Source organism: Polaromonas sp. DSP2-3-2b2 (genome assembly GCF_049895905.1).
Classification (GTDB): domain Bacteria; phylum Pseudomonadota; class Gammaproteobacteria; order Burkholderiales; family Burkholderiaceae_C; genus Polaromonas.
On sequence record NZ_JAFCTH010000016.1, the window covers coordinates 61,889 to 76,679 of the forward strand.

General features: G+C 62.1%; 11 protein-coding genes and 3 pseudogenes. 8 read left to right on the plus strand and 6 right to left on the minus strand.

All coding sequences use genetic code 11. The annotated features are described in order from the left end of the window. Positions 1-30 precede the first annotated feature (30 nt). From ACP7AD_RS13705 to ACP7AD_RS13715, 3 genes are all read left to right on the plus strand, one after another. A complete protein-coding gene (locus tag ACP7AD_RS13705) occupies positions 31-444 on the plus strand; it encodes an MAPEG family protein (protein WP_426148285.1) in 414 nt (137 codons plus the stop codon). 138 nt (positions 445-582) lie between these two features. Beyond that, positions 583-1,632, plus strand: coding sequence for an ABC transporter substrate-binding protein (locus tag ACP7AD_RS13710; RefSeq protein ID WP_426148299.1), 1,050 nt, complete (start codon positions 583-585; stop codon positions 1,630-1,632). Between the two features lie 180 nt (positions 1,633-1,812). Further along, a complete protein-coding gene (locus ACP7AD_RS13715; RefSeq protein WP_426148286.1) occupies positions 1,813-1,965 on the plus strand; it encodes a DUF3096 domain-containing protein in 153 nt (50 codons plus the stop codon). A 35-nt stretch (positions 1,966-2,000) separates the two neighbouring features. On the opposite strand, the gene ACP7AD_RS13720 is transcribed toward ACP7AD_RS13715, so the two are convergent. Further along, positions 2,001-3,578: a transglycosylase SLT domain-containing protein gene (locus ACP7AD_RS13720; RefSeq protein ID WP_426148287.1), complete on the minus strand. Its 1,578-nt coding sequence runs from the start codon at positions 3,576-3,578 to the stop codon at positions 2,001-2,003. After that, positions 3,575-4,345: a hydroxyacylglutathione hydrolase gene (gene gloB, locus ACP7AD_RS13725; RefSeq protein ID WP_426148288.1), complete on the minus strand. Its 771-nt coding sequence runs from the start codon at positions 4,343-4,345 to the stop codon at positions 3,575-3,577. Before gloB ends, ACP7AD_RS13720 begins: the two co-directional genes overlap by 4 nt. 12 nt (positions 4,346-4,357) lie before the next feature. On the opposite strand from gloB, the gene ACP7AD_RS13730 reads away from it, so the two are divergent. The 5 genes and pseudogenes from ACP7AD_RS13730 (at position 4,358) to ACP7AD_RS13750 (ending at position 10,980) form a co-directional block, all read left to right on the plus strand. Then, on the plus strand, positions 4,358-5,194 hold the full coding sequence (locus ACP7AD_RS13730; RefSeq protein ID WP_426148289.1) for a class I SAM-dependent methyltransferase: 837 nt from the start codon (positions 4,358-4,360) through the stop codon (positions 5,192-5,194). A 55-nt stretch (positions 5,195-5,249) separates the two neighbouring features. Continuing rightward, entirely contained in the window at positions 5,250-5,732 is a 483-nt protein-coding gene (gene rnhA, locus ACP7AD_RS13735; protein WP_426148290.1) for a ribonuclease HI, read from the plus strand. 109 nt (positions 5,733-5,841) lie between these two features. Continuing rightward, a pseudogene (locus ACP7AD_RS13740) lies at positions 5,842-7,173 on the plus strand (efflux RND transporter periplasmic adaptor subunit). 48 nt (positions 7,174-7,221) lie between these two features. Continuing rightward, positions 7,222-10,385, plus strand: a pseudogene (locus ACP7AD_RS13745) (efflux RND transporter permease subunit). 214 nt (positions 10,386-10,599) lie between these two features. Beyond that, positions 10,600-10,980 carry a hypothetical protein gene (locus tag ACP7AD_RS13750; RefSeq protein ID WP_426148291.1) on the plus strand — a complete coding sequence of 127 codons (381 nt, stop codon included), beginning with the start codon at positions 10,600-10,602 and terminating at the stop codon, positions 10,978-10,980. A 12-nt stretch (positions 10,981-10,992) separates the two neighbouring features. Here ACP7AD_RS13750 and glp read toward each other — a convergent pair whose 3' ends face one another. From glp to ACP7AD_RS13770, 4 genes and pseudogenes are all read right to left on the minus strand, one after another. Then, positions 10,993-12,330 (minus strand): gephyrin-like molybdotransferase Glp, encoded by a 1,338-nt coding sequence (glp, locus tag ACP7AD_RS13755; RefSeq protein ID WP_426148292.1) that lies wholly within the window; start codon positions 12,328-12,330, stop codon positions 10,993-10,995. After that, the gene (gene mobA / locus ACP7AD_RS13760) at positions 12,327-12,971 is read right to left on the minus strand and encodes a molybdenum cofactor guanylyltransferase MobA (RefSeq protein ID WP_426148294.1); all 645 of its coding nucleotides are present in this window, start codon (positions 12,969-12,971) and stop codon (positions 12,327-12,329) included. Before mobA ends, glp begins: the two co-directional genes overlap by 4 nt. Positions 12,972-13,079: 108 nt before the next feature. After that, on the minus strand, positions 13,080-14,210 hold the full coding sequence (gene moaA / locus ACP7AD_RS13765) for a GTP 3',8-cyclase MoaA (protein ID WP_426148295.1): 1,131 nt from the start codon (positions 14,208-14,210) through the stop codon (positions 13,080-13,082). Between the two features lie 122 nt (positions 14,211-14,332). Further along, a pseudogene (locus tag ACP7AD_RS13770) lies at positions 14,333-14,446 on the minus strand (short chain dehydrogenase); the annotation flags it as partial. Between the last annotated feature and the right edge of the window lie 345 nt (positions 14,447-14,791).

Here is a 14,791-nt window from a genome sequence, read left to right on the forward strand (position 1 = left end):
CCGGTCATCACAAAAAAGATAAGGTTTCTCATGACGCTTGCTCATTTCACGATCGCCTACTGGTGCATCTTGGTGGCCGCCTTGCTGCCCATCGTCTGCGCCGGCATTGCCAAATACGGCACCATGCGAACCGCTCCGGCAAAAGGCGGCTACGACAACAACGACCCCCGGGCCTGGCTGGCGCGTCAGACCGACTGGCGCGCGCGCGCCAATGCGGCGCAGGCCAACACCTTTGAGGCCATTCCCTTCTTTTTCGCCGCCGTCATCATTGCCCACCAGCTCCAGGCCAGCCAGGCCCGGCTCGACATCCTGGCCGCGCTGTTTGTCGCGCTGCGCATCGTCTACATCGCGCTATACGTCGGCAATCTGGCCAATGCGCGTTCCATCGTCTGGGCACTGGCATTTTTCACCAACATTGGCATCCTTTTTTCCGGCTTTCGCTGATGGGTTTTTTGCATTGAAGTCGCGTCTCGTTACAAATGGGCGAGCTTTGGTACAAATCCGCACGGGTTGACCCCGATGTGGTTTTTTTCGGGCTCGATATGCTCAAACGCATGGCTATCGAGAAGAAAGAAAATTGGCATGGAACGATTTCCCCGCATCTCCCGGCGGCGATTTACCGGCGGTAGCATGCTGGCGGCAGCAACGCTGGTATGGCCCACGTTGCATGCGCAAGGACAGCCTGAAATCCGGAAGATAACGATCGCGGTGGGAAACAAGGCTGCTTTTCACAGCCTGCCCTTGACCATTTCCGAGCAGCTTGGTTATTTTCGGGCGGAAGGTCTGAACGTTGCTATCAGCGACCATGAAAGCGGGTCGCAGGCTGTGCAGGCATTGACGGGGAAATCGGCCGACATCTGTTTGGCAGGCTTCGAACACATCATTCGCCTGCAGTCCGCCCAACAGATGGTCCAGTCGTTTGTGCTGCTCGCCAGGGCACCCCAGATCGCCTTTGGCATTTCGACCAGGAGTCTGCCCCGCTTTAAAGCGATCACCGATCTAAAGGGTAAGAACATAGGCGTTGCCGCGCTGGAAAGCGCAAGCGCCCTTATGGCTTCCATGGTGTTGGCCCAGGGCGGACTGAGAGCCGGTGATGTCAGTTTTCTGGAAGTCGGAGAGGCCGAAGGCGCACTTGCCGCGCTGCGTTCAGGCCAGGTGGATGCCATGAGCCAGCCCGATCCGCTCATGACCATCCTGGAGCAAAAAGGCGAGGTCAGGATCATCAGCGACACACGGACCCTCAAGGGAACGACCGAGCTGTTCGGTGGGCCCATGCCGGCGGCCTGCCTGTTTGCACCGCTCGATTTCATCCGAAAAAATCCCAACACCTGCCAGGCGCTGGCCAATGCCATGGTGCGCGGCCTGAAATGGCTCCAGACGGCCGGGCCAGGGGACATCATCAAGACCGTTCCCGAAAAATACCTGCTGGGTGACCGGGGCCTGTACATTGCCTCGTTCAACAAGGTGCGCGAGTCCATTTCCCTGGACGGCATCCTGGCCGATGAAGCGCCCCGCACCGCCCTGAAGGCGATCGCCGGTTTTGACGCGAGCGTCAGAATCAGCAGGATTGACCTGTCGAAGACTTATACCAACGAGTTTGCGCAGCGGGCCAAGGAGCGCTTCAAGGCTTGAGGGGACACTGGCTGGAAATGGCAGGCCATATTGGAACGGTTCGTTGAAACGATTTCAAACTGTTCGCGCCGTCCTACAGCCTGCATCGCCTTGGCTGTCTACATTACCTGTTGCAATCTCCGTGCAGTCCAGCTTCAGTCTGCCATTGCACATGCCAACCATAACTATCCAGGGAACCCCATGAATCTTTCAATGAGCATTGGTCCGATCGTCGCTTTGATCGCAGGCATCATGATCCTGCTGATTCCACGGCTTTTAAACTACATCGTCGCCGTTTACCTGATCGTCATCGGGCTGATCGGCCTGTTTGGAACCGGCTCGCTACGGATTTGATGCAGCCGGACAGGTTGGTATTCAATTGCCGGAAATTACTTTCTTTTTGACTTGACCACTGCCTTGCCTGCGTCGCGCCTGACCGCCTGAACGGCGGTTTTTTCCCTTGGCGGCGCAGGCTTTTTGACCACAGCGCTAACCAAGGCACGCGCGGTGATGGGCAGGTGCAGCACGACTTGCTGGCCCCGCTTGAAGGCTGCCTGGGCATTGACGTTGTTCCAGTTCGCGACGCTGGCCTCAGCCACGCCGTAGCGGCTGGCAATGCTGGCAACCGACTCGCCCTTGCGCGCCTTGACCGTTGTGCGGCGGGTGGTGATTTCAGGCGCCAGCGAAACCTGTGCATTGTCCGCGACATGGCTGCTGACGTCGTTGTCCATCTGGGCCGTGCGCGGCACGAGCAGCGTCGAGCCGGCCTTGATCAGCATGCGCGGCGGTATGTTGTTCATGCTGCGCAGGTCGGATTCGTTCATTCCGGTATGCCGCGCCGCTTCCGTTGCGTTCATGGTGCTGGGCGCCGTCCAGGCGGTCCAGCTGGCATATTGGCCCTGGGTATAGCCATCGAAGTTGCGTTGAAACACGAGCGCGTTGTCCCAAGGCAGCAGGATCTGCGGCGTTCCCGATGCCAGAATCACTGGTCGGCGGGCCGACGGGTTGAGCGCCTTGAACACGTCAATTTCAACGTCGGCCAGCCTGGCAGCCAGGGCAACGTCAATATCCCGCGTGATCTGCACTTGCTGAAAATAAGGGTGGTTTTCAATCAGCGGCAGTTCGGTGCTGAACGCCTGCGGATTGGCAACGATATTTTTCACCGCCTGAAGCTTGGGCACATAAAGCCGGGTTTCCGCCGGCATGTTGAGCTCGTCATAGGTCGTTCCCAGCCCGGCCTTCTGGTTTTTGGCAATGGCCCGGCCCACGCTGCCTTCACCCCAGTTGTATGCGGCCAGCGCCAGGTGCCAGTCGCCGAACATGCCGTGGAGTTTTTGCAGGTAGTCCAGCGCTGCGCGCGTAGAGGCGAGCACGTCGCGGCGGTCATCCCTGAAATCGTTTTGCTTGAGGGCAAAGTATTTTCCGGTCGCCGGCATGAACTGCCACATGCCCGCCGCCTTGGCGCTGGACACCGCCTGCGGGTTGAAGGCGCTTTCAATAAAGGGGAGCAGGGCGAGCTCGGTCGGCATCTGGCGGCGCTCCAGCTCTTCGACGATGTGAAACAGGTATTTGCTGGAGCGCCCAGTCATGCGCTGGATGTAATCCGGACGGCTGGCATACCACTGCTCCCGGTCGGTCACGAGTTCGTTTTGCAGATCGGGCATGGCAAACCCCCGGCGAATCCGGTCCCAGAGTTCCTTGGGTGGCTCGGTCGAGGCAATCGGGAAAGAACTAACCTGACCCGGCGTGATGGCGCGCAGCGGACCCGTTTGAACCCTTTGACCCGGGACGGTGCCCGGCCCGGTGGACAGCACCGGATCGTCCGGCAGGCCGGGTGCCTGCGTGGCGCAACCAGCCAGCACGGCCATCGCCAGCAGAAAAGCCAGCGAAACAAGTCGAAAGCCGAGAAAGGAAAAAGAAAAGGAAGGAAAAAAGGAAAGCGGGGCGGTTCGGGGGACGGGCGTCATTTGAATTGGTTTTTCCATTGCCTGAGGGCGGCAAATACGGTGGTGTCGTCGCGGGTTGACGCATCAAAGTTGTGAACGGCTGCCATGATGCTGGCTTGCCGCGTGCGTAAAAAAGGATTGATCAGTACTTCCTGGCCAATCGAACTGGGCAGGGTCGGCTGGCCCTGCTCGCGCAACTGGCGGCAATGCTGCTCATGCTCTGCCAGAGCCGCATTATCAGGCTCAACGGCCAGCGCAAAGCGCAAGTTGGCCAGCGTGTACTCGTGCGCGCAGCAGACGCGGGTTGCGCCGGGCAATGCGGCCAGCTTGTCAAGCGATGCCAGCATTTGCGCCGGCGTTCCTTCAAACAGCCGGCCGCAGCCCCCGGAAAAAAGCGTGTCGCCGCAAAAAAGCAGCGGCTGGCCGTTCATGTCCGGGGTGTAAAAGGCAATATGCCCTGCGGTATGGCCTGGCACGTCCAGCACCCGGAAATCCAGGCCGAGGGTAGCGACCCGATCGCCTTCGCGCAGCGGCTCGAAAGGAGCCGGTATGCGTTCGGTGGCAGGGCCATAAACCGTGGCGCCGGTAGCCTTGCGCAACGCATCGACGCCGCCGGTGTGGTCCGCATGGTGGTGCGTGACTAGAATTGATTCCAGTTGCAGCCGGGATGCTTGCAATGCCCGCAATACCGGTTCGGCGTCGCCAGGGTCCACCACCAGGGCGCGCTTGCCGTCATGCAGCAACCACAGGTAGTTGTCGGCGAAAGCGGAAACAGGAATCAAATACATGCAGTGGTCTCGATGAAGTCAGAAATTATAGGATTGACGGATTGGCTCAATACCCCGCCGGGGGGCTATTTGCTGGCTTGGGAACGTGCCCACTTTGACCTGGCCGTCAGCGATATTTTTGGCTACCATGCCCTGCAGCTGGGATTTCCGGAACTCGACGCTCTGCAGGCCAACCGCATGCCGCACAAATGGCTGGCCCTTTCTTCCCTCGAAAACCAGACTTTACCGCGCCCTTCAAGAAATATTTCAGAGCATCGGACAGGGCTTGATCCCATAAGTTCCCCACGCGCTGCCTTGTACACCGATTCGGCAGCACTGCCTTTTCCCGAGAGCAGCCTGGACTTGGTGGCATTGCCGCACACGCTGGAGCTTGGCAGCGACCCGCATTCCGCCTTACGGGAGGTTGCCCGCGTCCTGGTTCCAGAAGGGCGAGTGGTCATCAGCGGCTTCAATCCGGCCAGTTTATGGGGAATGCGCCAACGGCGCGATCATCTTTACCGGCGCTTTGGCCACAAGGGGCTTTTTTTGCCAGACGCCGGTGAATACATTGGCTACTGGCGGCTTCGCGACTGGCTCAGGCTGCTCGATTTCGAGGTGGAATCGGCACAGTTTGGCTGCTACCGCCCGGCGCTCAATAGCCAGAAATGGCTGGATCGCTTTGACTGGATGGATCACGCCGGAAAACGCTGGTGGCCGATCTTCGGAGCGGTTTATTTTCTGGTGGCCGTCAAGCATGTGCGCGGCATGCGTTTGCTCGAACCTGCCTGGAAGTCGCGCAGATCACCTGCGGTGGCGCCCGCCATTGTGGCCAGCAAAAAGCCAGCCGGCTGCGTCAAAATCAGCGGCTGAGCTTTTTTTAATTTCCTTTCAATCCACCAGGCGTGCCTGGCACCACAAGCAACCCATGACCGATTCAGCAGCAGCGCCAAGCGTTCCCAATCAACACGTCGTGATTTATACCGACGGCGCCTGCAAGGGTAACCCTGGACCCGGAGGCTGGGGCGCCTTGTTGGCCGGAGGCGGCACCGAGAAGGAAATCTTCGGTGGCGAGATGGGAACGACCAACAACCGTATGGAGATGACCGCCGTCATCGAGGCGCTTGCGGCGCTGAAAAAACCGTGCTCCGTGACCCTTTATCTTGACAGCCAGTACGTGCTCAAGGGCATCACCGAATGGATTCACGGCTGGAAAGCCAGGGGCTGGCGCACGGCCGCCAAGGCACCGGTCAAGAACGTCGATTTGTGGCAGCGGCTGGACGCGCTGCTGGTGTCCAGCGGCCACACCATCGACTGGCGCTGGGTCCGCGGCCACAACGGCGATCCGGGCAACGAGCGCGCCGATGCGCTGGCCAACAAGGGCGTGGAGCGCGCCCTGGGCCGCCTCTGACCGGTCCTGCGGCATGTCCCGGATGCGGACCCGGCCACTGCGGGTTGCCTGACATCCTGCTACATTGAAAAGCTGCTTTTTTCATCCCGAGTCACTTTGAAACCACCTCATGGCCTCAAAAGCAATCTATTCCGTGGTGGCCGTGGCGGGCATCGCCGCGGCTTCAGGCGCCGCCTGGGGGCACCAAAAACCCAAGGTTGCTGATCCGGCCACTGTCGGCACGGCCGCGCCCGCGCCAGGCGCCGCCGCAAAGCCGCCTTCGGTCGAAGTCGCAAGGGTCGAACTGGCGCGGCTGGTCGATGACACCCGCGCGGTCGGCAGCCTGCGTTCGCGCCGGGGCGTGGTGCTCCGTCCTGAAATCAGCGGCCGCATCACCCAGCTCAACTTCATTGATGGCCAGCGGGTCCGCAAGGGCCAGGTGCTGGTGCAGTTTGACGACCATTTGCCCCAGGCGCAAATCCAGCAGAGCCAAGCCGAGCTGTCGATAGCCCAGGCCAACCAGAAACGCAACGAGGAACTGGTGGCGCAAAACTTCATCAGCCAGCGCTCGGTTGACGAAAGCGCCGCCAACCTGCAGGTGGCGCAGGCCAAGCTGGCGTTGACCAAGGCCACGGCAGCACGGCTAAAAATAGTCGCGCCGTTTGACGGCATCGCCGGCATTCGCCAGGTCAACGTCGGTGATTACCTTAAGGATGGCGCCGACATCGTCAACATCGAGGATGTCGACGCCCTGTATGTCGATTTCAGGCTGCCCGAGCGCTACCAGAGCAAGGTCAGGCGCGGCCAGACGGCGCTGCTCGACATCGACGCGCTGCCCGGCTAGGACTACACCGCGCAGATCCAGGCGATTGATCCGCTGATCGACGCGAACGGGCGTTCGGTCGGCATTCGCGGCTGCATCGACAACCGCGCCCTGCAGCTGCGGCCCGGCATGTTTGCGCGGGTCACTACCGTGTTTGGCGTTCGCGACAACGCCAGCGTCATCCCCGAAGAGGCGATGGTTCCGCAAAGTGACAAGCAGTTTGTCATCAAGCTGCTCGAAGGGCCGAGCGAAGCCACCCGCACAACCCAGCGTGTCGAGGTCAAGGTGGGTCTGCGCAGTCCGGGCAAGGTCGAAATTCTGGAAGGGCTGGCGCCTGGCGACACCGTGGTCAGGACCGGCCAGCAGCGAATCCAGAAGGACGGCACGGTCGTCACCGTGGTGGACTTGTTCAATGGCTCGGCTGCCGGTGCGGCGGCAACTGACAGAAAACCGGCCGGCGGCGCGTCCGCCGCGTCCGTGGCGCCGGCTGCTTCTTCCGTGGTAGCCGCAGGAAAGGCAGCGCTGTCAGGCCCCAACCCGTGCGGATCTGTCATTCCCTCCGCAGGCCTAAAGCCCGCCAGCAGTTCGGCCCCTGCCGAGCCCCGTCCCGCCCCTCCTGCGGTCCGCAATCCGGGCTGAGCATCTGCCCGCCTGCCCGAATTTCCGTGATCAACGCCTTGGCGCCCCATGCAACTCGCTGAAACCTCCATTCGCCGCCCGGTGTTCGCCACCGTGCTGTCGCTGCTCATCGTGCTGATCGGCGCGGTCAGCTTCAACCGGCTGACCGTGCGCGAATACCCCAAGATCGACGAGCCGGTCGTGACCGTGAGCGTGCGTTATGCCGGCGCATCGGCCGAGGTCATCGAGTCGCAGGTGACCAAGCCGCTGGAGGACTCGATTGCCGGCATTGACGGCGTGGACGTGATCACCTCCATCAGTCGCTCCCACCAAGGTCAGATAAGCGTGCGTTTCCGGCTGGAAAAAGACGCCGATTCCGCCGCCGCCGAAGTGCGCGACCGCACCTCCCGCGTGCGCAACAAGCTGCCGCAGGCGATCGATGAACCGGTGATTTCCAAGGTCGAGGCCGACGCGTTTTCGGTCATCCAGCTGGCTTTTTCGAGCGATTCGATGACGCCGCTGGAGATCAACGATCTGGTCAACCGCATCGTCAAGCCGCGCCTGCAGACCGTCACCGGCGTGGCCGACGTGCGTATCTTTGGCGAGCGCAAGTACGCCATGCGCGTCTGGCTGGACACCGACAAGCTCGCTTCCTGCCAACTGACCACGCAGGACGTCGAGGACGCGATTCGCCGCAGCAATCTGGAACTGCCTGCCTGCCTGCCGGCCGGATCGAGTCGCAGCAGCGCGAATTCAGCGTGACCGCGCAGACCGACCTGGTCAAGCCGGCGCAGTTTGGCGAGATCGTCATCAAGACCGTGAACGGTTTTTCCGTCAGGGTCCGCGACGTGGCCCGGGTCGAGGAGGGCGCGGCCGACGAGCGCACGGCGGTTCGGCTGAACGGCCGCTCGGCCGTCGCCGTCGGCGTGATCCGCCAGGCCACGGCCAATCCGCTTGATTTGTCCAAGGGTGTGCAGGCCGCCATTCCCCAGCTGAAGGCCGACCTGCCGCCCGATGTGCTGATCGACATCGCCAACGACAACTCGGTATTCATCGACCGCTCGGTCAAGAATGTCTACTGGACCATCCTTGAAGCCGTGCTGCTGGTCGCGCTGGTGATCTTCGTGTTCCTGCGCACGCTGCGCGCCTCCATCATTCCGATCATCACGATCCCGGTCAGCCTGATCGGCACGTTTGCGCTGATGGCGCTGGCCGGCTTCACCATCAACACGCTCACGCTGCTGGCGCTGGTGCTGGCCATTGGCCTGGTGGTGGATGACGCCATCGTGATGCTGGAAAACATCTTTCGCCACATTGAGGAAGGCATGGACCCGTTTTCGGCTGGCATCAAGGGCGCGCGCGAAATCAGTTTTGCCATCGTCACCATGACCGCCACGCTGGTGGCGGTGTATGCGCCGCTGGCCTTCACGCCGGGACGCACCGGCCGGCTGTTCGTCGAATTTGCGCTGGCATTGGCCGGCGCGGTGGTTGTGTCCGGCGTCGTGGCGCTGACGCTCACGCCCATGCTGTGCACCCTGCTGCTCAAGCACAACCCCAAGCCGAACCGCTTCGACCGCACCATGGAGCGCGTACTGACCGGCATTTCGTACCGCTACGGCGCGCTGCTGCGCTGGATCGTGACGGCGCGCTTTATGCCGCTATCTGGTTCGCGCGGCGCGGTGCAGCGCGTCAAGGGCCTGGCGCTTCAGGCGCGCTGGATCGTGCTGGCCGTGATGCTGGTCAGCGGCGCGGCTATTGTGCTGATCTTTCCGACCATGAAGCAGGAACTCTCGCCCATGGAAGACCGGGGCGTGATCCTGGCCAGCGTCAATGCGCCCGACGGCTCGACGCTCGACTACACCAACCGTTACGCCCAGGAACTCGAAAAGATGGGCCAGCCGTTCAAGGAATTTGATCGCATCTTTGCCAATGTCGGCAACCCGACCGTGACACAGGCCAGCGTGGTCTACCGCACCGTGGACTGAAAAGACCGCACGCGTTCCACCATGGACATGGCGCGCGAGTTGCAGCCGAAATTCAATACGCTGCCCGGCGTGACGGCGTTCCCGATCACGCCGCCCTCGCTGGGCCAGGGCTTTCGCGAGCGGCCGCTGAACTTCGTCATCCAGACCTCGGAAAGCTACCAGAACTTGAACGTCGTGGTGCGCCAGATGCTCAACGAGATCGCCAGGAACCCCGGCATCGTCTTGCCCGATGTGGACCTGCGGCTGAACAAGCCCGAGTTGCGCATTGAAGTCGAGCGCGACAAGGCGGCCGATCTGGGCGTGAGTGTCGAAGTGGTGGCCAAGGCGATTGAAACCCTGCTGGGCGGGCGCAACGTCACCCGCTACAAGCGCGATGCCGAGCAGTACGACGTGGTGGGGCAAACGGCCGCCAGCGGCCGAACGACGCCCGAAGATATCGACCGCATTTATGTTCGCGGCCGCAACGACGCCATGATTCCGCTGTCCAGCCTGGTCAAGGTCAGTGAAAGCGTCTCGCCGCGCGAGTTGAACCACTTCGGCCAGCGCCGCTCGGTGTCCATCACCGCCAGCCTGGCGCCCAATTATTCGCTGGGCGAAGCGCTGGCGTTCATGGACCAGACCGCCGCCAAGGTCCTGAAAACCGGCTACAGCACCGACCTGAACGGCACCTCGCGCGAATTCAGGAATTCGCAGGGCGCGCTGGTGATCGTGTTCGTGCTGGCGCTGGTGTTTATTTTCCTGGTGCTGGCGGCGCAGTTCGAAAGCTTTGTCGATCCGCTGGTGATCATGCTGTCGGTGCCGCTGTCGATGATCGGCGCCTTGTTGGCGCTCAAGTGGAGCGGCGGCTCTCTCAACGTCTATTCGCAGATTGGGCTGATCACGCTGGTCGGCCTGATCACCAAGCACGGCATTTTGATTGTCGAGTTCACCAACCAGTTGCGCATGCAGGACATGGAGATGATTGATGCGCTGGTGAAAGCGTCGTCGCAGCGGCTGCGGCCCATCCTGATGACCACCGGGGCGATGGTGCTGGGCGCCTTGCCGCTGGCGCTGGCTTCGGGCGCCGGGGCTGAAAGCCGCACCCAGATTGGCTGGGTCATTGTGGGCGGCATGTCGCTGGGCACGCTGCTGACCGTGTTCGTGGTGCCGACGATGTACGCCCTGTTTGCCCGAAAAGCCGTGCCGGGCGCCAAAACCGCCGAGGCGCGGGAGGCGCCCGTCGGGCATGAGGTGCTGGCCGGAAAATGATCCGCTGGCCGCAGGATGAATCGCCGGACCGGTGTGGCAGGGCTTGAGCCCGTACTGGATTTGCCGGCCCTGACGCCTGACCAGTCCATGCTTACTCCTCAATTTTTCTCTGGACTTTTGCAGCGACTGAAACCCCTGGCGCGTTGTTTTGCTCAAATACCCGCACAGCGCAAACCTGCGCAGGTATTGCATTTCAATGAACAAGGTGACCGTGATGAAACTGCTGATCTGGATACTGACCGCTTTTGTGGCACTACTGTGGACCGGCGCGGCTGCCATGCTTTCCGCGGCTGTCAACTGGCTGGCCGCGTCGTCCGCTGATCCGGCGATTCGGGGTGCTCAGGCCATGGCGCAGTGGCCGGTGCCCGACTGGCTGGCCGTGTGGCTGCCGCCCGGCGTCATTGAGCCGCTGAAGGCCAGCATCAGCGAACTGCTGGGTTCAGTGGTCACGGCCACCAGCTGGATCGAGCCCATGCTCGGCTGGCTGTCGCCCGTGATCTGGGTCATCTGGGCTCTGGTGCTGGCGCTGATGCTGGTTCTGGCCGGCGGCGCTCACCTGCTGGCCGGCCGCAGCAAACCGCGCCTGACAGCCTGAGAGGCGCAGGCTTCAGATGGCGCCGTCGAACATCATCACATCGACTTCATCGCCGGCCGAGACGTTGCCCTGGCCGTGGTGCAGCACGATGAGCCCGTTGGCCTCGGCCATCGAGCGCAGCACGCCCGAACCCTGGCTGCCGGTGGTCTTGACATGCAGGCTGCCGTCCGGCGCGGTGGTCACGCGGCCGCGCTGGTATTCGGTGCGGCCGGGTTTCTTGCGGATGGCTTCCAGGCTGCGCGCCTTGAGCAGCACCTCGGGCTCGGGCCGGGCGCCCATCATCTGCAGCAGGGCAGGGCGCACAAAGGCCAAGAAGGTCACCATCACCGCCACCGGATTGCCGGGCAGCCCGAACAGCACGGCGCCTTCGCTATTTTGATAGCTGTCAGCGCCCGCCCCATAAGCGCCAGGTGCCGATTTGATGCTTGAAATGCGTCCCACGGCCATGGGCCGGCCCGGCCGCATGGCGATGCGCCAGAAGGCCACGTCGCCGAGCTTTTTCATCATGGCCTTGGTGTAGTCCGCCTCGCCAACGCTGACGCCGCCCGAGGTGATGACCGCATCGGCCCGCGCGGCGGCGTCCAGGAAGGCCGCTTCGAGCAGCGCCGGCTCGTCGCGCACCACGCCCAGGTCGATGACCTGGCAACCCAGGCGGCTGAGCAGGCCGAACACGGTGTAGCGGTTGCTGTCGTACACCGCGCCCTCACGCGGCGCTTCGCCCAGCGACAGGATTTCATCGCCGGTGGAGAAATAGGCCACGCGCACGGGTCGCCATGTGCGCAAGGTTTTTAGGCCTAAAGAAGCCGCAAGCCCAAGGCGGGCGGGCGTGAGCAGCTCGCCTTTTTGTAGCGCTGCCTTGCCCTGCGCCAAGTCTTCGCCGCGCAGCCGCCGGTTGTCGCCCAGGCGCAGCAGGCCCGCCGAAATCGTGATGGTTTCGTGTTCACCGGTTCGCTGCAACTGGACGAACTCCTGCGGAACCACTGTGTCCAGGCCGGCCGGCATCACCGCCCCGGTCATGATCTTGACGCACTGGCCGGGCGAAATGCTGCCCTGCCACGCCTTGCCCGCCAGCGCCGTGCCGATGACCTGCAATTCAAGCGCGGAATCCGGCCTGAGTTGCGCACCATTGAAGGCATAGCCGTCCATGGCCGAGTTGTCATGCGGCGGCACGTCGAATGGTGAAACCACATCGGCCGCCAGCACCCGGCCCAGCGCTTCGAACAAGGGCAGTTCAATCTCGTCCTGCACCGGCGTCACCAGCCGGGCTAGAAAATCGCACACGCCGTCGGCGGTCATGGCCTGCGGGTCGTAGCCCTGCAACTGGGCAGCAATCTGGTCGATGGCGTTCACGGTTGCTTCGCTTCGAGCTGGTGCAGTTCGGCCAGCGTGTTGGCATTGAAAAAGGCGTGCAGCTCGTCGCCCGGCTGGTCAAAGGGTACGATGACCGTGTGGTGCTGCGCCGTCCAGGCGTCGATCTTGCGGCCGCCCGCTTGTGTGAACTGCGCCAGGCTTTCCAGCATGTCAACGCCCATCAGGCAAAACACCGGCTGCGGCCGCAACTGGCCGTCTTCTTCGAGTGCTGCGGCCACGGCAAAGTCGGCATTTTCACGCGCCATGGCATCGGCCATGCGCGCGACCAGGTCGGCGGGAAACAGCGGCGTGTCGCACGGGACGGTGAGCAGATAAGGCGTTTCGCAGCGCTCCAGCCCGGTGATGAAACCCGCCAGCGGCCCGGCGTATTCGCCCAGGGCGGTCGCGTCGGGCCAGACCGGAACGCCAAAGGATTCGTAGGCCGACAGGTTGCGGTTGGCATTGATCATGATTTCGCCGACCTGGGGCGACAGCCGCATCAAGGTGTGCAGGGCCAGCGGCACGCCGTTGAAGTTCTGCAAGCCCTTGTCCACGCCGCCCATGCGCGAGCCGCGTCCGCCGGCCAGGATCACGCCGGTGATGGCTTCGGCATGCAAGGGTGTCTTTAAATTCATGGTCATCCAGTGTTCCTAAAAGTGCGCATTATGCAAAGCGCGGGGCGAGGGCATCTCGCCCCCTCGGGGGGGGGGCAGCGCAGTGCGCGAAGCGACAAGCATGTGGGGCCACACTCAGCCTCCGATGTAGCTCATTTCGATGCGCTTGGCGCTGCCTGCCGCACTCGCGTCAGGCGGCAGGGCGGCACGAATCTCCGAATAGCGGTCTGACCGCGCCTGCCAGATCGGCCCGATCGCCGCCGCGATCTGTTCATCGGCGAAGTTGCCGCGCAGCAGGGCGCGCAGGTCATGGCCCTGGCTGGCGAACAGGCACAAGAACAGCTTGCCTTCAGTGGACAGCCGCGCGCGGTTGCATTCGCCGCAAAACGCCTGCGTCACACTGCTGATCACGCCGATTTCGCCTGCGCCGTCCGCATAACGCCAGCGCTCGGCGGTTTCGCCGCTGTAGTTCGGTTCGATGGCCATCAAGGGAAATTCGGTCTGCAGGCGTTCAATCACCTGGCGGGACGGCATCACCTCGTCCATGCGCCAGCCGTTGGTCGCGCCCACGTCCATGTATTCGATGAAACGCAGCACCGCGCCAGAATGCCGGAAATGCCGGGCCAGCGGCAGGACCTGGTTGTCGTTGGTGCCGCGCTTGACGACCATGTTGACCTTGACCGGCGCCAAGCCCACCTGGTGTGCTACCTCGATGCCCTTGAGCACGTCGTCCACCGGAAAGTCCACGTCGTTCATGCCGCGAAAAATCGCGTCGTCCAGCGCATCGAGGCTGACGGTGACGCGCTTCAAGCCGGCATCTTTCAGCGACTGGGCTTTTCTGGCCAGCAGCGAGCCGTTGGTGGTCAGGGTGATGTCCAGCGGCTTGCCCTCGGGCGTCTGCAACTGGGCCAGCATGCCGATCAGCACTTCGAGGTTCTTGCGCAGCAAGGGTTCGCCGCCGGTGAGCCTGATTTTTTCCACGCCGTGGGCAACGAAGATTTTCGCGATGCGGGTAATTTCCTCGAAACTCAGCAGCGAGCTTTGCGGCAAAAAGGCATAGTCCTTGTCGAAAATCTCGCTCGGCATGCAGTAGTTGCAGCGAAAGTTGCAGCGGTCGGTCACGCTGATGCGCAGGTCGCGCAGCGGCCGGCCCAGCGTGTCGCTGAGCAGGCCGGTCGGCACCTGCAGGTTCGCCGGAATGGCCGGTATGCGGCTGGCGTAACGCAGGTCTGCCAGGGGAATGATCTTGCGCGGTATATCGGTCATGGTAAAAAGCCTCGGGGGAGAATTTACCCTATCGTTCCGCTCAGGCTTTGCGCCGCCGGCTTTGCCCCCGGCAGGGGCGCGTGATAGGGGTGACGCAGATCAAGGAATATGTCTTTTTTTAAAACGCAGCGGGCACCATCCACCTCCAGGCACACGCCGCTGATGAAGGCGGCCTCGTCGCTGGCCAAATACAGCACCGCATCGGCCACGTCCAGCGCGCTGGAAAAGCGCCCCAGCAAATGCTGGCCCGGAAAAAGGCCTGGCTGATGCGGCCGCCGCCCGAACCGGTGACGATGATAAATTGGTGCTTGACGCGCATGCGTTTTTTTTCTTGTTATTTACTATATTTTTAATAGCTGTTAGCGCATGCCAGTCGTACGCAAAAGGCATATTTCATTCGTAATTTTTCCACATGCGCAAAATTTTGATTCGGTGCGATGCCTCGATGACTTTGTTCATGGATAAGACGGTACGTTATGTCGTACGTAAATTCAACGTCACTTGACTAGGCCGTGTTCGGAAAGTTTGATGTGCTGAAGTTGTGCGACCTGAAGGAAAAGCTTCAGATGAACGCTGGCATG